The 26,557-nt window shown below is 39.3% G+C and carries 24 protein-coding genes; 5 read left to right on the forward strand and 19 right to left on the reverse strand.

The window, feature by feature from the left end:
* Window positions 1-140: 140 nt before the first annotated feature.
* Window positions 141-2,312 carry a type IA DNA topoisomerase gene (locus EM4838_RS06470; protein WP_071867031.1) on the forward strand — a complete coding sequence of 724 codons (2,172 nt, stop codon included), beginning with the start codon at window positions 141-143 and terminating at the stop codon, window positions 2,310-2,312.
* Window positions 2,313-2,388: 76 nt separating this feature from the next.
* Window positions 2,389-2,703, forward strand: coding sequence for a hypothetical protein (locus EM4838_RS06475; RefSeq protein WP_010735484.1), 315 nt, complete (start codon window positions 2,389-2,391; stop codon window positions 2,701-2,703).
* Between the two features lie 37 nt (window positions 2,704-2,740).
* Here the strand turns inward: EM4838_RS06475 and EM4838_RS06480 are convergent, their stop codons facing one another.
* A complete protein-coding gene (locus EM4838_RS06480) occupies window positions 2,741-3,229 on the reverse strand; it encodes a GNAT family N-acetyltransferase (protein ID WP_071867032.1) in 489 nt (162 codons plus the stop codon).
* 261 nt (window positions 3,230-3,490) lie between these two features.
* On the opposite strand from EM4838_RS06480, the gene EM4838_RS06485 reads away from it, so the two are divergent.
* Together EM4838_RS06485 and EM4838_RS16470 are read left to right on the forward strand one after the other, a co-directional pair.
* On the forward strand, window positions 3,491-6,031 hold the full coding sequence (locus tag EM4838_RS06485; RefSeq protein ID WP_071867033.1) for a cation-translocating P-type ATPase: 2,541 nt from the start codon (window positions 3,491-3,493) through the stop codon (window positions 6,029-6,031).
* 646 nt (window positions 6,032-6,677) lie between these two features.
* Window positions 6,678-6,851, forward strand: a complete 174-nt coding sequence (locus EM4838_RS16470) for a hypothetical protein (RefSeq protein WP_010735481.1) — start codon at window positions 6,678-6,680, stop codon at window positions 6,849-6,851.
* 432 nt (window positions 6,852-7,283) lie between these two features.
* Here EM4838_RS16470 and EM4838_RS06495 read toward each other — a convergent pair whose 3' ends face one another.
* The 11 genes from EM4838_RS06495 to EM4838_RS06545 form a co-directional block, all read right to left on the reverse strand.
* On the reverse strand, window positions 7,284-8,228 hold the full coding sequence (locus tag EM4838_RS06495; RefSeq protein ID WP_019724600.1) for an L-lactate dehydrogenase: 945 nt from the start codon (window positions 8,226-8,228) through the stop codon (window positions 7,284-7,286).
* A 114-nt stretch (window positions 8,229-8,342) separates the two neighbouring features.
* Entirely contained in the window at window positions 8,343-8,867 is a 525-nt protein-coding gene (locus EM4838_RS06500; protein ID WP_071867034.1) for a hypothetical protein, read from the reverse strand.
* Window positions 8,864-9,208, reverse strand: coding sequence for a hypothetical protein (locus EM4838_RS06505; RefSeq protein WP_065095801.1), 345 nt, complete (start codon window positions 9,206-9,208; stop codon window positions 8,864-8,866). The genes EM4838_RS06500 and EM4838_RS06505 overlap by 4 nt, the downstream gene beginning before the upstream one ends.
* 32 nt (window positions 9,209-9,240) lie before the next feature.
* Window positions 9,241-9,432 carry a hypothetical protein gene (locus EM4838_RS06510; protein WP_071867035.1) on the reverse strand — a complete coding sequence of 64 codons (192 nt, stop codon included), beginning with the start codon at window positions 9,430-9,432 and terminating at the stop codon, window positions 9,241-9,243.
* A 158-nt stretch (window positions 9,433-9,590) separates the two neighbouring features.
* The gene (locus EM4838_RS06515; protein WP_071867036.1) at window positions 9,591-9,884 is read right to left on the reverse strand and encodes an rRNA processing protein; all 294 of its coding nucleotides are present in this window, start codon (window positions 9,882-9,884) and stop codon (window positions 9,591-9,593) included.
* Between the two features lie 84 nt (window positions 9,885-9,968).
* Window positions 9,969-12,017 carry a beta-galactosidase gene (locus EM4838_RS06520; RefSeq protein WP_071867037.1) on the reverse strand — a complete coding sequence of 683 codons (2,049 nt, stop codon included), beginning with the start codon at window positions 12,015-12,017 and terminating at the stop codon, window positions 9,969-9,971.
* A 1-nt stretch (window position 12,018) separates the two neighbouring features.
* Entirely contained in the window at window positions 12,019-14,259 is a 2,241-nt protein-coding gene (locus EM4838_RS06525; RefSeq protein WP_071867038.1) for an alpha-galactosidase, read from the reverse strand.
* Between the two features lie 92 nt (window positions 14,260-14,351).
* Window positions 14,352-14,789, reverse strand: coding sequence for a DUF3284 domain-containing protein (locus tag EM4838_RS06530; protein WP_071867039.1), 438 nt, complete (start codon window positions 14,787-14,789; stop codon window positions 14,352-14,354).
* A gap of 12 nt (window positions 14,790-14,801) precedes the next feature.
* Complete coding sequence (locus tag EM4838_RS06535) at window positions 14,802-16,136, reverse strand: PTS sugar transporter subunit IIC (RefSeq protein ID WP_071867040.1); 1,335 nt, start codon at window positions 16,134-16,136, stop codon at window positions 14,802-14,804.
* Window positions 16,137-16,288: 152 nt separating this feature from the next.
* The gene (locus EM4838_RS06540) at window positions 16,289-17,326 is read right to left on the reverse strand and encodes a LacI family DNA-binding transcriptional regulator (RefSeq protein WP_071867041.1); all 1,038 of its coding nucleotides are present in this window, start codon (window positions 17,324-17,326) and stop codon (window positions 16,289-16,291) included.
* A gap of 216 nt (window positions 17,327-17,542) precedes the next feature.
* Window positions 17,543-18,580, reverse strand: coding sequence for a Gfo/Idh/MocA family oxidoreductase (locus tag EM4838_RS06545; RefSeq protein WP_071867042.1), 1,038 nt, complete (start codon window positions 18,578-18,580; stop codon window positions 17,543-17,545).
* Between the two features lie 212 nt (window positions 18,581-18,792).
* Between EM4838_RS06545 and EM4838_RS06550 the strand changes: the two genes are divergently transcribed.
* Complete coding sequence (locus tag EM4838_RS06550; RefSeq protein ID WP_071867043.1) at window positions 18,793-19,665, forward strand: MurR/RpiR family transcriptional regulator; 873 nt, start codon at window positions 18,793-18,795, stop codon at window positions 19,663-19,665.
* Window positions 19,666-19,762: 97 nt separating this feature from the next.
* Here EM4838_RS06550 and EM4838_RS06555 read toward each other — a convergent pair whose 3' ends face one another.
* From EM4838_RS06555 to EM4838_RS06585, 7 genes are all read right to left on the reverse strand, one after another.
* Window positions 19,763-20,341 (reverse strand): histidine phosphatase family protein, encoded by a 579-nt coding sequence (locus EM4838_RS06555; RefSeq protein ID WP_071867044.1) that lies wholly within the window; start codon window positions 20,339-20,341, stop codon window positions 19,763-19,765.
* A gap of 261 nt (window positions 20,342-20,602) precedes the next feature.
* Window positions 20,603-21,214 carry a TetR/AcrR family transcriptional regulator gene (locus EM4838_RS06560; protein ID WP_071867045.1) on the reverse strand — a complete coding sequence of 204 codons (612 nt, stop codon included), beginning with the start codon at window positions 21,212-21,214 and terminating at the stop codon, window positions 20,603-20,605.
* Between the two features lie 18 nt (window positions 21,215-21,232).
* On the reverse strand, window positions 21,233-21,913 hold the full coding sequence (locus EM4838_RS06565; RefSeq protein WP_071867046.1) for an ABC transporter ATP-binding protein: 681 nt from the start codon (window positions 21,911-21,913) through the stop codon (window positions 21,233-21,235).
* A gap of 7 nt (window positions 21,914-21,920) precedes the next feature.
* Entirely contained in the window at window positions 21,921-22,994 is a 1,074-nt protein-coding gene (locus EM4838_RS06570) for an ABC transporter permease (protein ID WP_071867047.1), read from the reverse strand.
* Between the two features lie 282 nt (window positions 22,995-23,276).
* Window positions 23,277-25,121, reverse strand: a complete 1,845-nt coding sequence (locus tag EM4838_RS06575; RefSeq protein WP_071867048.1) for a carbohydrate-binding domain-containing protein — start codon at window positions 25,119-25,121, stop codon at window positions 23,277-23,279.
* 13 nt (window positions 25,122-25,134) lie between these two features.
* Window positions 25,135-25,809 carry a DUF4956 domain-containing protein gene (locus tag EM4838_RS06580; protein ID WP_071867049.1) on the reverse strand — a complete coding sequence of 225 codons (675 nt, stop codon included), beginning with the start codon at window positions 25,807-25,809 and terminating at the stop codon, window positions 25,135-25,137.
* The gene (locus tag EM4838_RS06585) at window positions 25,799-26,524 is read right to left on the reverse strand and encodes a polyphosphate polymerase domain-containing protein (protein ID WP_071867050.1); all 726 of its coding nucleotides are present in this window, start codon (window positions 26,522-26,524) and stop codon (window positions 25,799-25,801) included. Before EM4838_RS06585 ends, EM4838_RS06580 begins: the two co-directional genes overlap by 11 nt.
* Window positions 26,525-26,557: the final 33 nt, after the last annotated feature.

Below are 26,557 nucleotides of genomic sequence, written 5' to 3' on the forward strand. Positions count from 1 at the left end.
CTTCTTTAGGTGATTATAGTTATTTTTTTGTAACGCTTTTTTCCATTCAACAAAAACATCTTCAATTTTTTCGCTATTCTTTTTGAAAACCATTTGGTAAACTGTTAAGGAATTCTTATTTTATCAAGAGGAGGGAAAACATGAAAACAGTGATACTTGCTGAAAAGCCTTCTCAAGCAAAAGCATATGCGGAAACGTTCAAAAAAAGGAAAAAGCAGGAAGGTTATTTTGAAGTCAGCGATCCACTATTCACAGGTGAAGTAACGATCACTTATGGATTTGGTCATTTAGTGGAAATGGTTCCTCCTGGAGAGTATGAAGAACGCTGGGCTAAGTGGTCATTGCCCAACTTGCCGATATTTCCAGATCAGTTCAAATATACGGTCCCTCCAGAGAAGCGGGCCCAATTTGCGATCGTTAAACGACAATTGCAAGCGGCGAATACGATCATTATCGCAACAGATAGCGACCGTGAAGGTGAAGCGATTGCTTGGTCGATCATCCAGCAAGCGAAAGCCTTTACGAAGCAAAAGCAGTACTTACGTTTATGGATCAATTCATTGGAAAAAGAAGCCATCTATCAAGGGTTCAAACAACTGAAACCGGCGGAGCAATTTTATCCAAAATATAAAGAAGCACAAGCACGTCAACATGCGGATTGGCTGATCGGGATGAATGGCAGTCCACTGTATAGTTTGCTGCTGCAACAAAAAGGAATCTCAGGGAGCTTCTCCTTAGGGCGCGTGCAGACGCCAACGCTTTATATGATCTACCAGTTACAAGAAGAAATCAGGAAGTTTAAAAAAGAGCCTTATTTCGAAGGAGAAGCGCAGATCAAAAGTCAACATGGTCAGTTTGTTGGTAAAATCGAGCCGAAGCAAACCTTTAAGACTGCGGACGAATTAGTTGCTGCGATTGAGGGAAAAGGTGCGCATTTAGGGAAACAACAAGGAACGATCTTACAAGTAACAAAAAAAGAAAAACAACAAAGTAGTCCACGTTTGTTTTCTTTGTCTAGTTTGCAATCGAAAATGAATCAACTGATGAAAGTCAGTGCGAAAGCTACACTTGATGCAGTTCAAGGTTTGTACGAAAGTAAGTTTTTGAGTTATCCTCGAACAGATTCTTTTTACATTACAGAAAGCGAACACCAGTATCTTGTCCAAAATCTTGATCGCTATAAAGCGTTTTTAGGGATCACAGAGGTAGCGACACCAGAAACATTTCCTAAAAAACGATATGTGGATGCAAAAAAAGTCCAAGAGCATCATGCGATCATTCCAACCAAAACGATACCGACGAAGGAACGTTTTGCGAAGCTTTCCCGACTAGAGCAAGCGATCTATTTGCAGGTGATGCGTACGACTTTAGCAATGTTTGCAGAAAATTATCGCTATGAAGAAACCGTGATCCTTACAGGAGTGGAACGATTGCGTTTAAAAAGTGTCGGGAAACGTCCAATTGCAGAAGGCTGGCAACAAATCTTGACCGTAAAAAGCAAGAAAAAATCAGATGGTCAGCTTTTGCCTAAAGTCAGTGAGCAAGAGGTAGTGACTGTTGATCTGAGAAGCCTTGAGAAAGAGACTCAACCGCCTAAGCCCTACAATGAGGGAACGCTGATCACTGCGATGAAAACCGCAGGAAAGACCTTAGACGATGAAGAAGCGCAAGAGATTCTGAAAGAAGTGGAAGGAATCGGGACGGAAGCTACCCGCGCGAGCATTATTGAAAACTTGAAACAACGGCACTATATCGAAGTCAATAAAAATGATATTCAAGTGACTGCCAAAGGTATCACTTTGTGTAAAGCAGTAGCAGGAGAATCTTTACTGACAAGCGCTGAGATGACGGCACGGTGGGAAAGTTATTTGAAAAAAATCGGTGAACGACAAGGAACGCCGGAAGTCTTTTTAGAAAATATCAAAAAATTTATTCTGCATTTATTAGAAGTCGTCCCAGAACAAGTAAAAACAGTCGATTTGTCTGACGAGCAAAGCGGCTTGATGCAAATCGAAGCAATGGAGAAGAAGAATGACCAAATCGGGCGCTGTCCGAAATGTAAAAAAGGCATTGTGATGTTGTATCCAAAAATCGCGACATGTACGAATAAGGAATGTGATTTTAAATTATGGCCTACGATTGCTAAGAAGAAATTGACCAAAACAAATCTTAGAGAGTTACTCTCAAAAGGAAAGACTAGTAAAGTGGTCAAAGGATTCACTGGTAAAAAAGGAAAGTTTGATGCAGTCCTAATTTTGAAAGAAGATTTAACGATCGGCTTTTCATTTCCTTGGATGGAAAAACAAGAGTAGGTATATATATTCCGAAAAGTCATAATACCTAAACCAAAAAATACTAAAGTAATCATTATTAGAGGAGTACTTGTACGTGAAAAAAATCAATTCGCTTTTGAATTATGCAATGGGGTTGTTAACGTTGGTTGCGCTATATCAAGCGGTAATCGCATATCCAGAATACGGAACCAAATTATTAGCTATTACAAAACATCCGACTGGCTACTCACCGACGGTCATTTTGACAACTTTGACCGCAGCAGCTAAGAGCGGCACTTACTTGTTGCATACAACGAGTAGTCTACTGAAAAGAAAGAAACAACGGAAACAGTTGCTTTTCGTATTAGCTGCGGCGGGTGTTGTTTATTTCTTACCAGTGATTACTCAATTTATTCAACAGTTCATATAAATAGATAAAAAAAGACGATGATAAGAGAAAAATTTCCTTATTCGCCGTCTTTTTTTAACTCTTTAATATACCAAGCGTCCATCGTGGAGTGTTCAGAACCTGCTAGTGGATCAGCTATCAAGTGAAAGCCGAACTTTTCATACAGTTTACAAGCAGGCTTTAATAAATGCATCGTTTCTAAATAGCATTGACGGTAATGTTGAGTGGCATAAGACAATGCTGTTTCCATCAATTGGTTGGCAATTCCTAAACCTTTTGCTTCTGGGGCTAAGTACAATTTTTGTAATTCACATATCTGCTTTTGCTCGTCGAAAGGTGCGATTCCGATTCCGCCAACTACTTTATTTTCTAATTCCACCACCCAATAAGCAGCACAGGGGAGAGCATGGTAGTAGTCTGTTAAATGGTCTAATTGTGGGTCGAAATAGGCAGTTCCTTCAATCGCTAAATCGAGTGATTCTAGGGAAGTTTGAATAATTTCTTTGATGATTGGATCATCTTGTGGTTTGATTTCTCGGATCAGCATCGGACAAGGCTCCTTTTCTATCGTGTTTATTTATCGTAATACAAATGAACGGAAGGGTCAATTTACTTTGTACTCAGAGGAACATTCTTTTATCAACTTCTCCCTTGACCCATTGCTTGAACTGTGAAATAATAACTTCATAAAAAATTTATGACTTAAGAGCGTTCGCCGGAACGATCTTGTAGGAGTCAGACAAACGAACCGTAGGCTTTAATGGTTCGTTTGCCTGGCTCCTTTTTGTTTTGGGAGGGAATAGGCAGAATGAAAATAGAAAACTTACAGACAGATAGACAAAAAGGATTAACGGAACAAGAAGCAAACGATCGATTAGAATACTACGGTGTAAACTCGATTGACACTCAGTCAACTAAATCTTTTATTGTTTATTTCAAAGAAGCAATGAAAGATGTCTCGATTTTGATTTTACTTGTTGCCACAGGACTATCTACGTTTATTGCTTATCAAACACATCCGGACGATTTTACAGAACCAATTGTCATCTTTTCAATTGTCCTATTAAATCTTTATTTATCGATACGGCAACAAAAAAGTGCGGAAAAATCAATGGATCAACTGAAAAAAATGAGTACGCCATCTAGCCGTGTCTTGAGAGAAAGTTCCGTTAAAGAAATTAACAGCTCTGAGATCGTTCCTGGTGATATCGTACAACTTAAATTGGGTGATCGTGTCCCTGCTGACGCGAAAGTAATTACAAGTACTAATTTCTTTGTTGACGAATCATTTTTGACTGGAGAAAGTGAACCGAGTGAAAAAGACGCTTCTTATCAACCTACTGATAATGAAGGATTGAGTGATCGTAAAGATCTAGTATTTTCTGGTGCATTAGTCGTGACAGGTAAAGCGACAGTCTTAGTTGAAAAAACTGGCAATGCTACAGAAATCGGAAAAATCTCTCATTTGATCACGAATGAAGGAACGCTTGTCGCACCACTGCAAATCAAAATGCAAAGACTGGGTAAAGTGCTAGGGCTAGTCGCAATCACTGCTGGTTTCTTGGCAATTGTAATTGGTTTAGTAAAAGGTTTGAGCCTAGAATCAAGTATCATGACTGCAATTTCAATGGCAGTTGCAGCAATACCAGAAGTATTACCTGTTGTCGTAACCATTTCTCTAGCTGTAGGTATGGGGAATATGGCAGTTAAGAAAACCATTGTTCGGACACCATCAACGGTTGAAACAGTAGGTGGCGTTTCTGTGATTTGCTCAGATAAAACCGGTACGATCACTGAAAACAAAATGTCTGTGAAAAAAATCGCTCCATTAATAGAAATACCTACTCTTTTAGACTTCACTAAAGACAAGGAAAAAAATCTACTTTTGCTGTTTTATCTTGCGAGTGGTTTTTTTGAGAACGAAGGAGGGGGCAATCCAACGGAATTAGCGATTCAAAAAGCTGTAAATAATCGCTTTTCAGAGAAGGAATTACAGGAACATCTTTCAGATTTGGAAAAAATCAAAGAGTTGCCCTTTGATTCAAAAAGAAAACGTATGACTGTCGTCTATCGTATGGGTCAAGAATATTTTTCAGTCACAAAAGGAGCATTCGATCGACTACACTTGGTGAATCTAAACGAAGATTATCAAGCAGAACATGATCAACTTGCTGATCAAGCGTACCGTGTATTAGGGGTAGCTTACAAGGTATTCCAACAATCAATCGAAGAACTATCAGAGGAAAAATTAGAGGAGGAGCTGACATTTGCCGGCTTTATCGGCATCATTGATCCAGCGAGAAAAGAAGCAGCAAAAGCGGTGGAAGTAGCCAAAAAAGCAGGAATTAAAACCGTTATGATCACTGGCGATCATTTATTAACAGCTTCACGTATTGCTAAAGAAGTAGGGATAATGGGAGAAGGAGACCGGGCAATGACAGGGGCAGAACTGAAAAGAATGAGTGATAAACAGTTAGCCGAAACGATCGATATGTATCGAGTGTTTGCTCGAACGTCACCTGAGGACAAGATACGAATCGTTAAAGCTTTTCAACAAAATGACGAAATCGTCGCCATGACGGGGGACGGAGTGAACGACGCTCCGGCATTAAAAGCAGCGGACGTCGGCATTGCTATGGGGAGTGGAACGGAAGTGGCGAAGGAAGCTTCTGACATGGTTTTAGTAGATGATCATTTTGCAACGATCGTCCAAGCGATAGAAGAGGGGCGAAGAGTGTATCAAAATATCCGTAAATCTCTATATGCCATGTTAGGTTGTAATATTTCAGCTTTAACGATCGTATTGATTTCTCTGATCTTAGGTTGGGGCGCGCCAGTCACAGCAATCCAATTGTTGATCATCAAAGTAGTCGCAGATGGCATCCCTGGTTTTAGTTTAAGTGTCGAACCTGCAGAGGAAAAAAATATGGAAAAACAACCGATCCATAAATACGACAGTATTTTTTCACAAGGATTGACCTTTAAGATCCTTGAAATCTCTGTTGTGTTTACCGTCGTAACATTATTGGCTATAGTTATTGGTCGTACACAATCAGTAGCGATTGCTGAAACAATGACATTTATTGTCTTAGGGTTATCCACGATCAGCCATATGTATAATTGTCGCAGTGAAGTATCTATTTTACGATTGAAATTTTTGGGCAATCCATTGTTAGTCTTAACTACAGCAATTGGTGCATTGATTATTGTCTTATTAGTGACAATCCCTCTGACACAACATATCTTTGGATTTGTTACGATTGGACTTTCCAACTGGCTATGGGTTCTTGGTTTATCTTTTATTCCAGTAGCCTATATCGAAGTGAAAAAATGGACACATCTGTTTTAAAGAATTACCTGAAGGATTTTCTCTTAGTTAAGTTTAATTTTGTTCGTCTGTAGTTTATTTTTCCCGAAGCTACGGACGAACTTTTCTTAAAATGACTTAAAAAAGCGCAAATGATAAAAATAAATACAGATAACAAAAAAACTAGAGAATTATGGGAATTTATGACTAGTATAAGAGGTTAGAACGAGGAATTATAAAGGTAATCATTTTTCATTTATTCTAGTTTACATAATATATATTATACAAAGTAGATTCAAATGAAGTATGAACCGTTATCAACCTGAATTAATCCGAATTTTACCACAAAACCGATTTTTGACCCTTCTGCAAAATTTTAAAATTATTTTGCACTTGATTTATTTTCTCTGACTAGTTATTCATTACTCATTTACTAGAAACCAATGATTTTAAATCTATGTTCCTGCAATCTACAAAAAATTAGATTGACGTTCTGTCATCAGATTTAAGTTGGACTCAAGAATTTTTTATGACTTCGTCAATTTATGTATTTATCATCAACTAATCTATATCATCCATTCTAATAATATGTTTTGCTAATTCTATATGTTTATTCATGTTTTTGGTTCTCTTAGGCCAAGTTTAATGTGATATGTTATCTATAGAATAATAACTGAGGTGATAAAAAATGAAAATTGTTAAACTAGAGAAAGAAAAAATCAAACAGTACATATTAAATGAAGCCAATGAACAAGATATGATTGAAATGATCGAGCTGATGCGTGCAAAGAAAGCGATTTTAGACTTAGAAAAAATCGCAATGGAGAAGAAGAAAATCGTTGATAAATTCAACAAATTGTAAGAGTCTAAGCCCTATAGCCTCTTTTTTCTCTATCTACGAATGCCCTCTTCTCCATTCAAATGTTCTTATAATTCACTAAAAACGGATCACAGAAATATGATAAAAAATAATCCCGATAAATACGCCAAATAGAATATGTAAAACAACAGCAAAAACTAACGGAACGACCTTGGCTCCTTTTTTATCCCAGCTGTACGTTGCTTTCTTATTCTTCCATAGTAAAGATACAAGCAACAAACTGAGAATCATAAACCATAATAATAGTGCAATACCAACCAAAGGCATTATTTTTTCATTAACAATAGCTAACATCAGCAATGAAATAAACAAAAAACGGGAAAATCGGGAAATAGCAAACTATCATTTCCGATTATTCCCGTTTTTTTTTTGATGATAGAAGAGTATATAGAAAAGAAAGGAGAATTTATGGGTTTAGCGTACAGTATCAAGTACGGCTTTTAATTCACTGACTGATTGATGGAACATTGCTTTTTCTTGAGGTGTGATCGATAGGTCAATGATTTCTCTTACCCCATTTTCATCAACGATCGATGGCACACCAGTAAAGATATCTTCTTCACCATACTCGCCATTTAAGTAAGCTGAAACTGGTAGTACAGCTTGTTCATTATTTAGGATGGCTTTGACGATTCGAGTCGTACTCATACCGATACCGTAATAAGTTGCTTTTTTACGGTCAATGATTTCATAAGCTGCATTTTTTACTTTGTCAGCAAGTACTGTTAGATCATTTTCTTCTAAACGATGATCTTTCTCAACGTATTCCATGATTGGTTTACCACCGACTGTAGTATGTGACCAAGCAGCTACTTCTGAATCCCCATGCTCACCTAAGATATAACCGTGTACACTACGTGGATCAACTGCAAGTTTCAAAGCAATTTCTTTTCTGAAACGAGTTGTATCTAAAGTTGTTCCAGTTCCTACCACTCTTGAAGCTGGTAAGCCGGATTCTTGCCATGTTAAGTAAGTTAAAATATCGACTGGGTTTGAAGCAACAACGAAGATACCATCAAAACCTGAAGCCATGACTTCTTTAACGATTTGACGAGTGATCGCTGCATTTGTTTTCACTAGATCTAAGCGAGTTTGACCAGGTTTTTGGTTCACGCCAGCAGTTAAGATCACTAGATTTGCATCTTTACATTCTTCATACGTGCCAGACCATACGGAAACGTTCTTTTCGCCCCATGCCATTCCATCTAGTAAGTCTAAAGCTTCTCCTTCTGCTTTTTCTTGGTTGACATCGATTAAGACAAGTTCATTGGCAACACCTTGATTGATCATCGCATAAGCAATACTTGTACCGACAAATCCTGTACCTACGATTACAACTTTACGACTTGTTTTTTTCATGTCTAACACACCTTTCATCCGTTCTTTGTTATTTTCATGAAAATTATAAATCGGTTGCTATCATTTTTCAATAATATAGAAATTATATATACTATAATAATTTTTTATAGAAAATCAATAACGTCCATGATCGGATTGTGTTCTTCTCACTCTTGGTATTTCTTTACGAGAAGTGGACAAGTCATTAATTGATGGATTCTTTGTTTTTGCGGAAGCGCTCATTTGCGGTGAAAGGTTTGTAACTTTTGATTGTAAAGGCATAGGTTCAGGTTTTGCTGTTTGATAAGCTTGGTGTTCCTTAGGTAAGGAACTGGTACTGAATTGTCGTGAGATATGACTAAGATTAGGAACCCCTTCCAAACGAATAGGAGAAATTTTTAGTTGTAGATCTTCGACATAAATTCTTGAAGAAGGTTTTTTATAGAGTGGATCACCAAGTTTAGGGAACCAGTTTTTTCTTCTTTCACTGCGCTTGAGTTTGTTAGCTAACCGTTCCATTTCATTTTCACCAGTATACTTGGGATAGTTTGTAGCATGATAAGTCGAATAGATGGCTTCGTTGATTCGTTGGAATAGCATTTCCCGATATGTATTTGTATTGAATAATCGATGCAACTGATACAAAATAAAATCCCTCAATCTTCTTGCTCCTCATTCTGATGCCATGGCTCAAAGACATCTCTTTGTCTACTCGCTCTGGCCTTTTCTTTTTCTATATTGCTCTTAACTCTTTCTTCTTGGACTTTGTAAGAAGCCGCAACTTCTTTTTTGAAGTGTCTGCGGTCTTTACGAGTCACCCTTTTTATATATTTGAATATTTGCCAAATGATCACGACAAGTAAGTAAACCGTGAAAAAGCCAGAAAAGCCAAACTGAATAATAAATGACATAAGAAAGGCAGCAAGCTTACCTGCTTGACTAGCTGATGGAAAATTTTCCTGTTGTTGCGCAATAAATGTTAAAACCCAGTACATTCCCATTTTTTTCCCCCTACTCTTCTTTGCTCCAGTACTTACTTAGTCTTTTTATACCGACTTTTAGCAAGTGCTTGTTTAGATGGTTTCTCCATTTTAGGTTGTGCAACCATTTTTACAGAAATAAAAACACATAAAACAATAACAAAACTCGTGATACCAATGATCATAGATGTGTTATTGACAAAATATTTTGTGATTAATTGAATCATGTCTGTTTGACCAATCACTATTTTTCACCTCCTTTAGACATACAATAAGCAATCATAGTTTATAATGAAAGGATGATTTTAAAAAAACTTTTTTTTGCTTATTTTGAAAAAATAGAAAAGAACTTGCATCTGTAAGCCTTCAACATGGCTCACGCGGATACAAGTTCTTTTTTTACTTATTCTTTGTGTTTCGTTTTAAAAGCGTCAAATTTTTCTTTCGCTTCTTCTACCACTTCTTCTAGTTCATCCTTCAAATGATGTTTTTTTGTTGGATGCTCGGACTCTTCTTCCACTGCGTTTGAACCAGACATCGCGACTTCTTTTTCTTCACCGGAGTTGGTTCCAGCTAACGCCTCTTCTTTATCTGTTGTTTCACCTGAATTAGTTCCAGCTAACGCAACTTCATCATCTGTTTTAGGCGCCATGGAACCTCTTAAACGTTTTTCTTTTTCTCCATCATAATTTGTCATGTTTCTCGTCCTCCTTGTTGCTCTGTCTCTATCCTACAACAAGAATAAAATAACTGTCAAAACATAAAGGCGGGAACATTCGTATTAATTTTCTTTCCTTAGAATTTTCACTTCGTAAGGTGCAAACGTTTGGATACCAGTAAGCGTTTGATTTGTTTCGATAGCCAAGTAAGGATCAAGCAACTCAAGCTGTTGCCTCTCCTCAGAAAAATTCATTAGAAAGTAATAGCAGTGTGTTCCATCGGTTCGCGATTGAATCGAAATTTTTGGATTTGAACTCTTAACGATTCCTTGCTGCAACTGTAATTTTTCGATGATTGGCTGGTAAAACACTTCTAGAAAATCGAGATCGGTACGAGCTGCTAAGTAATAAGCAGTTCCCTCGCCTAATTGATTTTCAACTAGAGCTGGCGTTTCAGCATAAAAATCTTGTTTGTAAGTAGCTCTCACCTTCCCTGTCGTTTCGTTGACGATGCCACAGTAGTCTTTTGTTTGATATGTTTGTTCCTTGTAAAGGATTTGATTGTGTTCTCCTGGATAAAGCGTGTCAAGCTCTTTTGGAAGGACACCAAAAAGTGTTTGCAAAACTTGTGGCCATTCTCCAAGATGTAACCGATCATGTTCATTGACCATTCCGGTAAAATAGCTACCAATCAAGGTGCCACCTTTTGTCACATATTCTGAGAGTTTGACCATCGTTTCTTCACGCATCAAATAGAGCATTGGTGCAACGACTAAGGCATAATTAGAGAAGTCTTGATTTGGCGTCAAAATATCAACAGCTATATCTCTTTCCCAAAAGAATCGGTAATGTTCTTGTAGTGTTTGGATATAACGACGAGTTGGACGACCAAAACCACCGCCTCTTTTTAATGCCCAATTGCTTTCCCAGTCAAATAAAATAGCGACTTTTGCCTCTGTTTGTGTACCTTTGATCGAAGACAAAGTGTCTAATCGTTTTCCGTAAGCCGCTACTTCTTGGAAGACTCGATTGTTTTCTGAATTGTCATGTTCAACTACTGCCCCGTGGAATTTTTCGGAATTTCCTAGTGATTGCCGCCATTGAAAATAGAGTGTGCTATCTGACCCATGTGCCAGTTGTTGCATCCCACTTAGCAGGTGCATTCCTGGCTTCTTCGCCTTGTTGAATGCGTGCCAATTCACGTAACTAGGCGTCGATTCCATCACGAGAAATGGTTGTTTCTTCAATGAACGATATTGATCGTGGACGTAAGCTGATTTCATGGCGGTCACATGTAAAGGTTCGTACGGGTTATGCCAGTCGGGGTAGCTATCCCAACTGACGATATCAACAACTTCTGCAAATCGAGAATAATCAAGTCCTTCCAGGGGAATAAAGTCATGCTGGTCATGGCCTTCTGCCATAAAATTAGTCGTTACTGGAATAGCTGGTGTGATTTCTCTAATCGGTTCGATTTCATGTAAAAAGAAATCGATCGTCCGATCTGTCACAAATCGTTTCCAGTCTAGATCCATGCCATGCACTTTATGTTCTCCAAGAGGTGAAGGCGGCACAACTTGGGACCAACTGGAATAATCATTACTCCAAAATGTCATCCACCAAGCGTCATTCACTGCTTCTAAGGTTTGATATTTCGTTTTGACCCACTCACGCCATTTGGCTGCACAAAGTGGACAGTAGCATTCTCCGGAGTATTCATTACTGATATGCCACAGCAATAATGCCGGATGGTCACCATATCGTTCAGCTAAACGGCGATTGATTTGCTGGACTTTTTCCCGATAAACAGTTGATGTGTAACAATGGTTATGGCGAAAACCATGATGATGCTTTTGTCCTTGTGCATTCGTTCGATTCACTTCTGGATATTTTTCACTCAACCATTGAGGGCGTCCACCACTTGGTGTGGCTAAAATCACACGTCCTTGACGTTTGTGCATCTCTTCAAATACTTTATCTAAACACTCAAAGTGATAAACCCCTTCTTCTGGTTCTAATGTACTCCATGAAAAGATCCCTACAGTTACGGTATTGACATGTGCTTTATCCATCAACTCAAAATCTTTTTTCAAGATTTCAGGGTGATTCAACCATTGTTCCGGATTATAATCCCCACCATGGAGTAAACGTGTGTCATTATAAGTCTTCACTTCATTTCCTCCTTTCTACAAGATGATAGATGAATGATTGACAGTCTCCTGCAAGTTGGTAAGTGGTATGATTCACTCCATTGAACAAACGTGGTTTTTTCAGACCGACATTCATCAGGAAATTACCGTTAATCGTTTCTTTTTGATTGATTTGATAATAACTATCCTTATTCAGGCATTCTGGAAGTGGTAAATATGCCTTTGCGGCTGGATTGGCACGTGCCGATTTTTGATAATAACCAATGATTGCCTCTGACTGATCGTGACTGAAAACACCCCAGCAAATTTCATTATCAGCAGGATGGTTTGGCAAAATCTGGAGAAATTCCCCATGAGTCAGCAAATGACGATGGGCTTTGTAAAAAGTGATCCGGTCACTGATCTGTTGTATTTCATCTTCTGTCAAAGCCAATAGGTCTAATTCGTAGCCTAAAGGGCCAAACATCGCCACATCTTGGCGGAATGCTAAGGAAGTGTCACGTAACACTTGGTGGTTCGGAGAAGCAGAGACATGATTACTAAAGCTAGAAAGGGGATATCCTGCTAATGTTCCGCTAAGAATACTTAATCGTTCCAACCCATCACTGGTATCGCTAGGCCAGATTTGCGGACTATAAAATAATATACCTAAATCATATCTGCCTCCACCACCAGCACAACCTTCGATCAAAAGATCAGGATAGCTGGTCAATAATTTGCCATAAAGCGTGTAGACGCCTTGGACATAGCGATGGAAGAACTCCTGTTGATGAACCCCCTGTTTTTCTAAATAGGCGGAATAGGCTTCAGTAATATTTCGGTTCATATCCCACTTGATATAAGTTAAATTTGTTTCTTCAATGATCTTTGCCATTTGCTCATAGATCTCTTCAACAACGGCCGGATTCGCAAAATCAAGGACATATTGCCCACGTCCCACCGAGATACGTGAATAGGGATGTCTCACTACCCAATCAGGATGTTTTTCCAATAACTGACTATCAGGAGAGATCATTTCAGGTTCGAACCACATGCCGAATTGAAGGCCCATATTTTTGAGCTTTGTTGCAAAGGCAGCCAATCCGTGTGGGAATTTTTGCTTATCAGGCGTCCAGTCACCTAACGAGGACCGATCGTTGTTTCGTTTGCCAAACCAGCCATCGTCTAAGACAAAACATTCCATTCCTAATTTTTTTCCAATGGTCGCAAGCGACAAGAGTTTTTCTTCGGTAAAATCAAAATATGTTGCTTCCCAGTTATTGAACACGATTGGTCTTGGCGTGTTTTGCCATTGACGATCAATCAAATAGTTTTCGATAAAATGCGTAAATTGTTTGGCAAGACCATTCGTACCTGCAGCGCTATACATCAAGACTGCTTCTGGTGTCGTAAAGCTTTCCTTAGGCGTTAATGTCCAAGTAAATTGTGTCGGATGGATACCGATCATCACTCGCGTTTTATCCCATTCATCCACTTCTGCTTGAGCGAGAAAATTGCCGGAATAAACGAGATTCATCCCATAGACCTCTCCTTGATCAAGCGTTGAATTTTGATGTTCCAGCCGGATAAAGGGATTATGCTGATGGCTACTTGCACCTTTTAGTGACCCAATCGCTACGACTCCTTGTTCAAGCGGCCGTTTCTTTTCATGTCGTTCTTTTAACCAAGCACCTGAAAAATGAGTGAAATCATACGCTTTGGTAGAAAGATTCAAGACGCCTGAAAGCATGCGATGGATCTGTAAATCTGTCTCAGATTGATTGATCAGCGTCTGACTTTGAACGATGGCGGTGGAATCGCAAAATAATGTGTAATGAAGTATCAGCTCTAACTGACGTTCCTGATCCACTAATCGCAAAGAGAGTGTTTCCGTTTCTTCCTCTTTCCCATAAGCAGCCGGACACTTTAAGTTTCTTTCCTTGCCTTTTTTAGTCGTTGCTTCGACAAAACGAAAATCGGTGTAGTAAGGCGTTTGGTTACTTGAAAGTTCGATCGCTCCTTCTTTGAAATCAGAAGAACCATACACAGGATATGCTTGTGGATGATCGGTCAAGGTAAAGTTAGGGTCATCTTCAAAAAACTTGACTGTTCCAGCAGATTTATTTTGATCTGTGACCAAGTAGTCGATTTCTTCGACAGATAAACCATGTAAAGATTTTCCGTAATAAATTTGCTCGATCTGTCCATTTTGCATGACATGGAGAATAAAGCTAACTTGCGAATTATTCATGTGAAATATGCGATTGTTTAATTGTTCAATCATGGAAGGCAACACCTCTTAATTTTTAGTTAGTAAAACAAACAAGGAATGAAGAGAGCGACGTTTTGTTCCTCCATTCCTTGTTTGTGGAGAAATCAGAGCTTTTGTATCAAATAATTGACTCTTTTAGCTAACTGATGATTGTAAAAGAATTTATAAAATGGCAGGACAAAAAGCAAACTCAGCTGCGTTTTGGCATCAATCAGTTCATTTCTTTCAGAATAATGCAACGTGAACTCCTGCTCATCTTGACGTTTCAGTTGGTAGGTTTGAACGATTTTTCCACCGGAGTAATCAGTAGTCATTTCAAGTAGTTCATCTTTGACTAAACGTTGGATCGTCATCGTGCTTTCGACAGTCGCTTGCCCGAGTTTTGTTCGAAGCGCAGTCGTGACGGCTGCTCCTTCTGTCAGCTCGGTAATCGAAGAGTCCTTGCTGTGAAAATAGCTTAATTGTTCTTCCAGTAGTATTTGGTAAAAATGTGTGGCTTGTGTCGGTATTTTCTTTCGGTAGTTCAAGGTATCGATCCGCATGGGGTTCACTCCCTACTGTTCTTCTATGGTGATTTTTCCATCCATCAGTTGGTTTTCTTTTTCTTGTTTCACTTGTTGGCGTTCTTCCTTCAAATATTCACGGTCCATCGCAACTAAGAAAGGCACCCAAATCAGTGTCATCACAACTACAGTCACGATTTGTAAAAGTGCGCCGGTGATCGAACCAGTTCCTAACCAACCTGACAGTAAAATCGGCGTCGTCCAGACAACCGTTGCCCCGATTGGACGAGGAACTAAGCCAAAGTAAATCGCAAAGTATGAAATCGTAGTAGAAGCTAGTGGCGCTAAAATCCAAGGAATGAATGCCACTGGGTTCAACACGACGGGCAGGCCAAAAGTCATTGGTTCTGATACATTAAAAATCGCTGGTGCAATGATCGTTTTCATCGTCTTCTTCATACGAATTGAGCGAGCGATAAAGAATGCCATTGTGATCGAAATACCAAGTTGCATTCCTTGATTGACGAACACGCCCATAAAGGTCGTGTTGATGATATGTGGCAACTGTTCTGCGCCATTTTTATATGCTTCAAAGTTTTCAATTGCTAAAGCACCCATGATTGGATCAATCACTGCATTGACGACTAACGTGCCGTGGATACCGAACCACCAGAAAAGTTGCGTAAAGAAAACAGCGATCAATACAGCGGGTAAAGTTCCGCCAAGTCCCATCAAAGGTTGTTGCAACATCTGATAAACGAAATCGACTGCATTTCCCCAGGTGGTAAAAGTAAATAGATAGCGGATGATGTTGAATAAAAACAAAGGAGCAGCTCCAGGGATGATGGCCACAAAAGATTCAGCAATCATCGGTGGAACGGATTCTGGCATCTTGATCGTAAACCCTGTGCGACTGATCCGACTATAGATTTCTGTAGCGACGATTGCTGTCAAGATACCCACGAACATCCCTTCAGCACCTAGTTTCGATAAAGGAATAAACGTACCCATGGTTTCATCGCTCCCAAACGGTAACAGCATGATGAAACAAGAAAGTGAAATGGCACCAGCAAAGATTTGTGGTTGTTTGTAGTGACCAGCCAATTGATAACCGATCCCAAATACAATAAAAAGTGCTGAAATACTCATTGTCGCATTGCCGACAGGTCCAAAGAACTCATTTAAAAAGGTATTGAATGCTTCTGGCAGAAAAGTAGCGAAGCCAAATGTTGTTGGCAAATTTTGGATAATGATCATGATGGAAGCAAACATTGTTGCAGGAAAAGCCATCATAAAACCATCTCGGAGACTGAGTAGATATTTATTATTTGCGATCAGCGTTGCAGCGGGCACCATTTTTTCAGCTAATTTATCGACAAATTTCATGTGTGATAACTCCTTTTATTTAATATGTGCAAACGTTTACTTGGTGAGTATAATTGTTTACTTAATGTTTACACAAGTGAGAAAACAAAAAAAGTTCGAGAAAGAGAGATTCTCGAACTTTTTCAAGGGATAAATGTGTAAAATGAGTTAATCTAAAGCGGGATGTCCTGTCCGATGGAGTCTCGTAACACGAGTTCACTGCGACAGATCACACGGATCGGCATCGTTCGTTCTTTTAGCATGCGTTCCTTCGCTAAGCGTACAGCTAAACGCCCCATTTCTTCCGGGTTTGCCTTAATACTTGATAAGCTTGGTGTCATGAATTGAGCCATTTCGATATCATCAAAACTCACGACAGCAATATCATCAGGGATTTTTTTATTTGCTTCACTGATTGCTTTATAAACACCTACTGCCATCGGATCACTGGCGACGATAACTGCTGTGGGCGGTGAGGATTGCGCCAATAACTCTTTGCCTAACCGAAGGCCATCTTCAGGTTTCCAGTTTCCCTGATAGGTGTTGGCATAATGTTGCAGGCCATTTAATTTCATCCATTTCAGGTAAGATTCCGCCCGGATCTCCTCTTTGTTTTTATGAACTTCACCGTTTTCAGCTACTTGACTGCTGTATCCACCGATAAATGCGATGTTTCGATGGCCTTTCTTGTAGAGGACCTCTAAAACTTCAACGGTTTTTTGTTGGAAATCGGTTTGGATACAGTCAAATTCTTCAGAGTTAGAGTAATTATCGACCAAGATCAAGTTGGGATTGATCGTAGCGATTTTTTTCGTTGCTTCAATCGTCATTTCACTGATCATGATCACTGCACCATATTTTGCTAACTCTTTCCACTCTTTATGGGCATCTCTCATATGAAAAGCACGTATTGTACGAAAGCGCCACTTTGCCGCTTCTTTTTCGATGCCACCACGGATTTTGCGAAAATAGGGATCATCTAATTCTGCTTCTTCTTGATGTCGAACGATCAAGGCGATCGTCATTTCATCTCCTAGACTTCGACTGCCACGTTTATTTTTGTCGACTGAATAGTTTAATTGATTGGCAATTTCAATCACACGTATCCTTGTTTGTTCGTTGATGCTAAATGTGGGATCTTCATTCAGGATACGGGAAACACTCGCTGCTGAAACCCCAGCGATTTTGGCAATATCACGTATAGATGCCATTTACTCACCTCTTGTTTACTGTTTACTAAATAGTAACAGATGATTAAACAAAAGGCGAATGAAAAATTTAGCATTCATTCTCTGAGGATTTGTTGTTGTTCTGTGTGAATCAGTGGGTAGAATAAACGAAAAAACCGTAAATCACCATTTGGATTTACGGCTCGATTCTTTCATTACTTGGAAAAAGTGTCTCCCCTTTTGGATGTAACAACATCCTTAATTTTCAAATGCAGTTTTTGCTTCTTCGATCTGTTGGATACCTGTTTCTAATATTTTCATTTGTAATAACGTTTCTTCATCTTTTACGATTTTTTCTGCGCCATTGATCAACGTTTCGTAGATTCCTTCGTACACGCGGCGATAATCTCCGACTTCAGAAACAACTTTCTCTTCATGATAAGTTCCTTCTTCATCAATGTAGGTCAATACACCATAGTGTTCCGGTTGATCAATCCCAAAGTCAGCATTTTCAGGCATATAGAACATTTTCAAGTGTTCTTCTTGTCGGTCTTTTGTTTGTTTGACAAACATCCCTTTTTTGCCATAGACAACAAAACTAGGACGTTCTTTGATACGGAAGTAACTTGATTTGATCGAAACTTTCATTCGACCGTAGTAAAAGTCTAAGTCAAAGTAATCATTCATTCGGCCGGTACCTAGTAATTGACGGACATCGTAATGGATATCATCTGGTTCACCAAAATAAGAAAGGACCTGATCCACTGTATGACAAGCATGGCCATATAAGTAGCTATTGGCAACTGAAAATTCCTTTGTACCCTCTGGGATTTCTGGGCGGAAGTAGTCATAGTGCATTTCCACTTCTAAAATATCACCAAGTTTGCCACTTTCGATCACTTTTTGAACGGTCAAAAAGTCCGAATCAAAGCGGCGATTTTGATAACATTGGATAAATAGTCCTTTTTCCGCTGCTAAGTCGAATAATTCTTTTGCTTCTTTTGAAGTTTCTGCAAAAGGTTTTTCGACTAATACGTTCTTACCATTTTCCAAAGCAAGTTTTGCGTATTCTGCATGAAATTGGCTAGGTGTCGTGATGACCACTAATTGGATCTCAGGATCATTCCACAGATCAGACAACTGATCGGTATATTCGATTTCATCAAAAGTCTTCCAAATAGGTGCTGATGGAGAGTAGATTTTTTTGACGTTGATCTTATCTGGTAGTCTTCTTGAGAACGGTAAATGATAGCGATTGGTACTTTTGCCATTGCCTAAATATGCGATTGTTAACATGTCGTTTCCTCCTACTTTCGAATGATTTCGTTTCTTGAGTATAGCGCACAATAGATAAAAGAAAGCCGATTCTAGTTTTTTTGGTAGAAATGTTCAAAGAAATTGAAAGAATGACGATATTTTTGAAAAAGATGTTCAATCTTAGACTAATCTAAAAAGAAGTGGTTATTTTTCTAGTTATTCAGTAAGATAGATTTGGAGGTGTGTGATGGATGCTTATCGAAGAAAAATTAACCCAACAAGAAACATTTACTACAAATGAAAAACGGATCGCCGATTATCTACGTATGAACTTGGAAGCAGCAGTTTATATGACGATTGAAGAGCTGGCAAAGGAGACCTATACCTCCCATTCCGCAATTATCCGCTTCTGTAAAAAAATCGGCTATAGCGGATTTAAAGAATTTCGCTTTGAATTAGGGCGAGAAGTCCACCAACTGGTTGCTCAGTTCAATCAAGTCATCGATCCTAATTTTCCTTTTACCGTTGATGATGATGCGAAGATGATTGCCAAAAAAATGGCGGATCTATCCATTCAAGCCATCAAAAAAGCGCAATTCCAAATGGAAGATCAATCGTTAGAAACCATCGCGACTGTTTTAAACAAAGCAGAGCGCATTTTCTTATTTGCAAAAGGTGATTCGCAAACAACCGCTCGGAAATTCCAAAACAAATTAGTCAAACTAAATAAGTTCTTGATCTTAGCCGAAGAATATAGCGATTCGTCCTGGAATGCAGCTAATTTGACGGAAAATGACTGCGCAATTTTTATTAGCTATAGTGGACGCATCCATCATTACGAACGTATTCTTACCTATCTGGCACATATTGGTGCACCTAGTTTATTAATCACAGGAAATGAACAGTCTGAAATGGCAAAGAAAGCAGCCATGCGGTTGGTCGTGTCCCAAGAAGAGTATGATTTTGCGAAAGTTGCTACATTCTCTTCTCAAATTGCCTTCGACTATGTCTTGAATACCTTGTACTCCTTGATGTATACGCAAAACTACCAAGAAAATTTATTGAATTTGAAAGAAAAACAAGAACTGATCCAAAAAGGCTTGTTAAAGGAATACAAGAAGTAAGCGTTGTAGGAACAAAGAAATAGCCCAAAGACTGAATCCTTCGTTTAGTCTTTGGGCTATTAGTATGGGCGTATAGCGCTTCATTTATCAAAATAACTTAAAATTGATGATTGATTGCTTGGATAAATGTAAATTGACGATCGCTATACTCGAATTCTAAAATACAACAATTTGAAAATTTTATCTTGGCTACTTGCTCATAAGGTAACCATTTTTGAATAAATAAATACATGGCACCACCATGGCTAACTGCTAACACGCTTTGGTGCTCTTTTTCCATGATGTCGATCAAGGTCGTGTTCATTCTTTGTTGGAGTTCTTTTGAAGACTCCCCGCCATAAGGAACAAATGAATCACCATAAGAAGTTTCGCCAACTGGTCGTTTAGGATTCAACGCTTCACTTTCTCCTTCAAATCGGCCAAAGTTCCATTCTTTTAATCCTTTACTTCGCTGATATTCTTTTTGCCCGATAATGATTTCTAGCGTATCGGAAGCTCGTTCTTGTGTGGATGAATAATACGCATCAAAGGTGATTTGATTGGTTTCAAAATAGTCTCTTGCCACCTCTGCTTGTCTGATCCCAGCTTCTGTCAAGGGAGAGTCACAAGCCCCTTGGATTTTCCCTAATTGATTGAACAAGGTTTGACCATGGCGCATGAGATAAAGTTTTTTCATTTAAAGACCTCCTGTCGATTTGAATATGTATCTTCACTATTTAGTATAGTCTCTGGAGTAAACTCCAAGTCAATAGAAAACCTATTTTTTTCGATGTGGTTGGTATACAAGTTGTCTTGACTTGAAATGATCAATGCTCCAGATGTTTACCATCAAGCTTTAATAATAGTTATTCAGCGACTGTATAAAAAAGAAGCGCCTACTCCCAACATCGGAAAATTCTGGGGAAGTAGTCGCTTCTTTTTTATTTGTAGATTTTATCTAGCTATCAGTCTTGCTTTTTATTCCTATCTCTAGCCATTTGACTTTATAGCGGAAATCCTCCACCAATTCTTCCGCTGTCCATTGGTTGATCATATAATCTGTCAAAGAATTCATGACAAGAGCCATCACGAAATATAAAAAGCTAATGGCTTCTTCCGTTGTAGCCATGGCAATCTGGTTGATTTTCAACAAATCAAGCCATTGTTCAACCATTGATGTGTCACTTTGCTCATTTGAACGCTTCGTTGAACCAAGATCGTTTGCTCGTGTGAGTAATTTGATGGATCGCCAGTAAGAACTCTCTTTACTTAGCTCTCCACACCAAGCGAGATATTCTTCGATTCCTAAGAAAAAATGATCTCGATTTCGATTGATTGAAGCAATGATATCTCCATGGACTTGATTGGAGTAGTTTCGGACAGTGAACGTATACGCATCTTCTAAATCCTGAAAATATTTATAAAATGCCCCACGAGACATGCCCATTGCTTCAACGATTTCTGAAACTTTGACTTGGCTGATGTGCTGATCATAAAATTTATCTAATAAAATCTCTAAGATCCATTGCTGTTTTTCTTTGGAAATATTGAAAAATGTTTCTTTTGGCATAAGCACTCTCCTTACTGCTTAAGCTTTAGCTTGTTCTGTTAGGTAACCATCTTCCATACGATAGACACGGTCGCTCCATTGGATCATCCGAGAATCATGCGTGACCATGACGGTCGCTTTTTGCTTCTCATGGGCTTCCTTGACTAACAATTTGACAACTTCATAGGCATGATCGGTATCTAAGCTTGCTGTGGGTTCATCCGCTAAAATCAAGCTTGGATCATTGAATAAAGCCCTCGCAATCGCTACTCGTTGTCTTTCTCCACCGGATAAATCTTTTGGATAACTGTCTTTTAATTCATAGATATCCAATGACTTCAGCAATTCGTCGATTCGCTCATCCCCTGCTTTTTTCTTAGCGACACGATCGACTAAGTAAAACTGTTCTTTGACCTTTAGGAAAGGGATCAAATTTGAACTTTGTAAAATGAAGCCAATTTCTTTAAAGCGTAAGTCTGCTCGTTTTTTTTCATTTAATTCGGAAAACGAATGACCGTTAATATGGATTTCACCTGAACTAGGTGTTTGAAGTCCACCAGAAATGGTTAAAAATGTACTTTTCCCTGAACCTGAAGGGCCGATGATGCTGACAAATTCTCCTTGTTTCACTGAAAAATTGATTTCTTTTAGTGCAGTCACTTCTGTTCGGCCGTTGCCGAATTTTTTGACGATATTTTTCATTGTCAAGATTTCTTTCATTTTTCTATTACCCTCCTATCGCAATAACTGGATCAACTTTAGCGACTGTCCGAATGGAGAATAGTCCACCGATCATTGCTACGAGTATCAATACCCCACTATATAAAAGCCACTGAGGCCACATGATCGCGAAAGGCATGGCAGCCGGTAAGATCAAACTAGTCAAGAACGCAAGCCCTACTGCGAATGCTACACCAACCACTCCTACGATGAATGCTTGTGCTAGTAAGGAACGGGCGATAAATGAATTTCTGATCCCTTGTGCTTTCATGACACCGAAAATCGCTGTTTTTTGTAAGGTGATCACATACATAAAGATGCCTACAACTGCTGCAACAACGACAAACAAGAAATAAATCATCGCATTCAATGTCATGTTTTGTGCAGAATAACCTGGTAGACTTTGAATAAAGTCTTCAATCGATAATTTTTGTAATGTTTTTGATGCCCCATCTGATTGAATAGTGGCAGCTTGTTTCGTGACGATGGCATTGATCGGCTTCTTCTCATCAGAAGCAAAAGGCTGATCGCCAAATTTCAACTGTGTCCATGTATCAAGATCTGTATAAACGACCGGACCAACCGTGTAATAAGTTTCAGGGAAGATCCCAACGATCGTTAGTTCTTCATCATAGCTACCGATTTTGATTTTTTCACCAATCGAAAAACCTAGATCTGCCATATTTTTGGAAATAATGATTTCATTTTTTTGTTCGAACATCTCACCGTCTAATAAATCAGGCAATAAAAACGCATCTCTTGTCGTACCGAATACAGTGATATTTTCCTTTTCTTCTGCTTTGACTGCTCCGCTGAATAAGCCAATAGGCGCTTTGTCTTTTGCGTCTACTTGATCCAGATCTTCTCTCGTCAATTGAGAGGCAGCAAAGACTTTATTGGCATCTTCTGACAACACGATTTCTTGTGCTTGCCAGTCAACAATTGCTTTTTTGAACTCTTCGGAGAGTCCACTTGCTAAACCAGTTAACATAAACACGACATAAGCGATCAAGAACATGATCCCAATAATCAGCCCATAACGTAGTTTGGCATAGCGCATTTCCTTTATCGCTAAAAACATTTTTTTGATTCCTCCGTTTCGATTTATTTATGAGTGACAAAGTGTCACTGGAGAAAAGTATAGCGCTTGTGTATACAATAAGTCAATTGCTGCGTTTGATGAATTCATTCATAATAATCGTATTTTTAAGAAAAAAGAACACTAGATAGCCATTTTCTAAGTACCACAAGCGTTTGCTATCTTTTACGAAAGTAGGAATGAACAAAATAATGATCCCCACAATAGCGTTTGTTCGCCCGCTATTGTTGGGATCATTATCCTTCGTTATCTTCTATGATGGAACTAAAAACCTCCTGGCCCCATTTGACCAAAGGAAACTGCTTCCCCAGATTGAGAAATCGTCATTGAAGTATCTGTGAAGCTGAACGTGCCTAAATCTTCTGCGTCACTGATTGATAGTTGTTCACTAAAACCATTAGTCAGTTCAGCCTGAGTCGTGCCACCGGTAGCAATCGTATAGTTTTCCCCTACTGTAAGCTGTGGTGATGATATAACGATTGTTTGATAATTTTTAGCAGGTTGATACGCAATCACTGCTTCACTTTCGGTTGTTTGAAGGCTCATAAGTGTACCTGCTTGTTGGACAGTGTCATAGCTGATCGCTACTGTTGCTTGAGTAGAACTATCACTAACTGTTTGCGCCATCCCATTTGAACCAGCAGCGACAAATGTCCCACCTGTTAGAGTAAATGTCCCACCATAATCCAATGCACCATTACCACCATTTACGGGGCCGTCGATCAGCATTGTACCACCGGACATTTGAATGTTTCCATTGCTGTCTAAACCGTCTCCTTCTGAATTAACGTAGATTGTGCCACCGTTGATCGTGACTTCTTTGTTCTCATCTGCCTCATCCGGTGGGCCACCAAAGCTGTCAGCGCCAAACTGTCCAGTAGTTGTTTCTGTGTCACTGCCACCACCGGCATTGATCCCATCATCAGTGGCAGTGACTGTTATTTCTCCGTCATTGAAGGTGATAACTGCGGATTCAATTCCTTCATAGGATTGCTGGATGTCAATTGTGCCACCGTTAAAGGTCAACTCATTGTCTGTATGGATACCATCATCCCCAGAGTTTAATGTAAGTGTGCCACCTGTTATTTCAGCACTGTTATTGGTGTGGATACTGTCATCGGCACTATTGATGCTATACGTTCCGCTACTGATCAGTACGTTATTCCCAGCTTTTATCCCTTTGTAACTTTCATTTGTATCTAAGTTCGTGCTATCGGCTCCGTCTGCCGTCTGGATCGTGATATCTGCTCCTTGGCTACGGATGGATGTTTCTGCTTGGATACCGTCTCTTCCACTGGTTATATTGAAAGTCCCACCGTCTATTGCCACCGCACCTTTTGTTTCATCCTCTGTCCCATTTGCTTGGATACCATCCCCTTCTTCAGTAGTGATCTGATAGCTCCCGCCTTTGATGGATACCGCATCCTTTCCTTTCAATCCGTTGTTCTTCGCATTGATCGTATAGGTTCCAGAGATCAAAACTAAGTCATCTTTGCTGCGAATACCGTTGCTATAATTGCCATCGACAGTCAACGCGCCAGTACCATTGATCGTCAAATCTTCTTTACTGTACAATGTGGCATCTGGCTCAGTTTCGTTTTCAGCTAGAGTATATGTCTCTCCATCAGCTAAGTGATTATCGGTGTTGTCTGCCAAAGTCACTATCGCCTTTTCTGTTTGTTGGATATCCACTGCGGGTCCGTTAGAATTGGTTATCGATACACCGTTGAAAATCAGATAGACTTTTTCTTCTTTCGGTACGTTCACGATCAATTGACCGTCAGTCAATGTTCCGCTGATGACATAAGTCCCTCCTTGTGTGATCGTTACTTGTTTATCTGCTACTTCGACACCTTCTCCTGTCACTTCTGTCTCCTCCCCTAATTGGATGTCGATAGCGGAACTTTCGTCATAGCTAGTTGTTAGATCTTCTGTCTCATAATTACCGAACGTCGTTTCTGATTCCGTAGATGTCGTATCTGTCGAGAGATTTGTCACTGTACTTGTATCTGTTTTCTCTGTGCTAGTCTTACCCGAAGAAGCGGAGTTTGCTGAGGAACAGGCTGTTAATAAGAGACTGGTAGCGATCAATGAATACATTTTTTTCATGCGAGTTCCTCCCTTATAATTCTTCACGATTCGTGGCTACTTTACCAAGCACGACTGGTAAATTACCATTGCGAACACGTATTTGATCAATGATTTCTTTTTCCTGCTGTTGATTTTTCAATAGAAGAATATAGCGTAACTCGTATAAGCTTCCCATTGTTGTTGTTCGAACAGAGCTGAGATGATGCGTATACGTATACTCTTCAAAAATATCGGTAAATAATTCAGGGTAGTCCAAATCTTCTGGAATCGTTACCTTCAATTCTCGCTCGGCTACATTATTCTGATTGCCAAAAGGTGAAAGATAAAGCAGTAGTAAAAAGAGCGCGACGATAACTGAGAATATCACCACGTATGCAACATAGCCCATCCCTGTTGCAATCCCGATACCCATCGACCAAAAAATACTAGTGATCTCTCTTGAACCGCCCGCAACCGAACGAAAGCGTATCAAACTAAAAGCGCCGACGACCGCCAAGCCTGTTCCAAGATTGCCGTTGACCAACATGATGACTGATTGAACCAGTATCGGTAAGACTGCAACAGTCACAACAAAGCTTTTCGTATAGACGTTACGTTGCATATGGATAGTTGCAACTAATAACCCTAAAACTAATGAAGTGGCAATACAAATCAATAATTCTTTAGGTTGAATGGTTGCCCCTGATTCGATCAAGCTAGATAGCATAGTTATTTCCCTCCTTTGTACGAACGAATAAATGTCGCTGATACGTTTCTGCGTATTTTGAAAAACTCCCTTTTCTTAGCTGATAATCGTTCAATAGCTCCACAAACCACAAGGGATACGCCCCTAGCGCTTTCACTTCCATCAATACGCCAATCTCAGGAGCAACCAAAGTTTCTTCCCCTGTGATTGATAGATCCAAATTGGTACTGCGAAAACGGATATTCTGGTCAAACGTCACACGGAAATCTGGATCTGACGTGCCAAATAGTGACATTCGTTCATAGATGATCATTGTCTTAGGCGACAAATCTGGATTTCTTTTGAACAACCAGTTCACTTCCTGTGGGATTTGTTCGTCTTCATTTTTAGGGAAATGTTTTTGATCAAGCCATTGCAGATACTCAGCATAAGTGAGTGGCATTCTTCTTTTATAGACGATGCCGTTGACCTTCTTTTTGATTTCTAGAAAGACCATCGATGTCTCCTTTGGAATACCATAGCTTCTTACTCTGAATTTTTCTTTGTATTTTGGTTTCGTCATAGAATTGGTAATGAAACGATCGTCTGGTGTATCAAAGTACAACGATAAAATGGTATGCAGCCCGTATTCGTCGATCTGCATCTGTTTTTTCAAGTCTTTTAAAAAAGAATGGAACTGTGTCGTTGGGATCAGATATTTTGTTTCTTTGCGTTGGAATACATTTTTTAATTTCATTTTCTTCCTCCTGTCTTATCAAGTGATGTCACC

Origin of the sequence: Enterococcus mundtii (genome assembly GCF_002813755.1) — a bacterium.
In the GTDB taxonomy this organism is placed as follows: Bacteria; Bacillota; Bacilli; order Lactobacillales; family Enterococcaceae; genus Enterococcus_B; species Enterococcus_B mundtii.

Excerpts from the sequence above, each read along its gene's own strand:
- EM4838_RS06470 (WP_071867031.1), top strand. The coding sequence starts at position 141 with ATGAAAACAGTGATACTTGCTGAAAAGCCTTCTCAAGCAAAAGCATAT.
- EM4838_RS06480 (WP_071867032.1), bottom strand. The coding sequence starts at position 3,229 with ATGCTGATCCGAGAAATCAAACCACAAGATGATCCAATCATCAAAGAA.
- EM4838_RS06485 (WP_071867033.1), top strand. The coding sequence starts at position 3,491 with ATGAAAATAGAAAACTTACAGACAGATAGACAAAAAGGATTAACGGAA.
- EM4838_RS16470 (WP_010735481.1), top strand. The coding sequence starts at position 6,678 with ATGAAAATTGTTAAACTAGAGAAAGAAAAAATCAAACAGTACATATTA.
- EM4838_RS06495 (WP_019724600.1), bottom strand. The coding sequence starts at position 8,228 with ATGAAAAAAACAAGTCGTAAAGTTGTAATCGTAGGTACAGGATTTGTC.
- EM4838_RS06505 (WP_065095801.1), bottom strand. The coding sequence starts at position 9,208 with ATGGGAATGTACTGGGTTTTAACATTTATTGCGCAACAACAGGAAAAT.
- EM4838_RS06515 (WP_071867036.1), bottom strand. The coding sequence starts at position 9,884 with ATGACAAATTATGATGGAGAAAAAGAAAAACGTTTAAGAGGTTCCATG.
- EM4838_RS06525 (WP_071867038.1), bottom strand. The coding sequence starts at position 14,259 with ATGATTGAACAATTAAACAATCGCATATTTCACATGAATAATTCGCAA.
- EM4838_RS06530 (WP_071867039.1), bottom strand. The coding sequence starts at position 14,789 with ATGCGGATCGATACCTTGAACTACCGAAAGAAAATACCGACACAAGCC.
- EM4838_RS06535 (WP_071867040.1), bottom strand. The coding sequence starts at position 16,136 with ATGAAATTTGTCGATAAATTAGCTGAAAAAATGGTGCCCGCTGCAACG.
- EM4838_RS06540 (WP_071867041.1), bottom strand. The coding sequence starts at position 17,326 with ATGGCATCTATACGTGATATTGCCAAAATCGCTGGGGTTTCAGCAGCG.
- EM4838_RS06545 (WP_071867042.1), bottom strand. The coding sequence starts at position 18,580 with ATGTTAACAATCGCATATTTAGGCAATGGCAAAAGTACCAATCGCTAT.
- EM4838_RS06550 (WP_071867043.1), top strand. The coding sequence starts at position 18,793 with ATGCTTATCGAAGAAAAATTAACCCAACAAGAAACATTTACTACAAAT.
- EM4838_RS06555 (WP_071867044.1), bottom strand. The coding sequence starts at position 20,341 with ATGAAAAAACTTTATCTCATGCGCCATGGTCAAACCTTGTTCAATCAA.
- EM4838_RS06560 (WP_071867045.1), bottom strand. The coding sequence starts at position 21,214 with ATGCCAAAAGAAACATTTTTCAATATTTCCAAAGAAAAACAGCAATGG.
- EM4838_RS06565 (WP_071867046.1), bottom strand. The coding sequence starts at position 21,913 with ATGAAAGAAATCTTGACAATGAAAAATATCGTCAAAAAATTCGGCAAC.
- EM4838_RS06570 (WP_071867047.1), bottom strand. The coding sequence starts at position 22,994 with ATGTTTTTAGCGATAAAGGAAATGCGCTATGCCAAACTACGTTATGGG.
- EM4838_RS06575 (WP_071867048.1), bottom strand. The coding sequence starts at position 25,121 with ATGAAAAAAATGTATTCATTGATCGCTACCAGTCTCTTATTAACAGCC.
- EM4838_RS06580 (WP_071867049.1), bottom strand. The coding sequence starts at position 25,809 with ATGCTATCTAGCTTGATCGAATCAGGGGCAACCATTCAACCTAAAGAA.
- EM4838_RS06585 (WP_071867050.1), bottom strand. The coding sequence starts at position 26,524 with ATGAAATTAAAAAATGTATTCCAACGCAAAGAAACAAAATATCTGATC.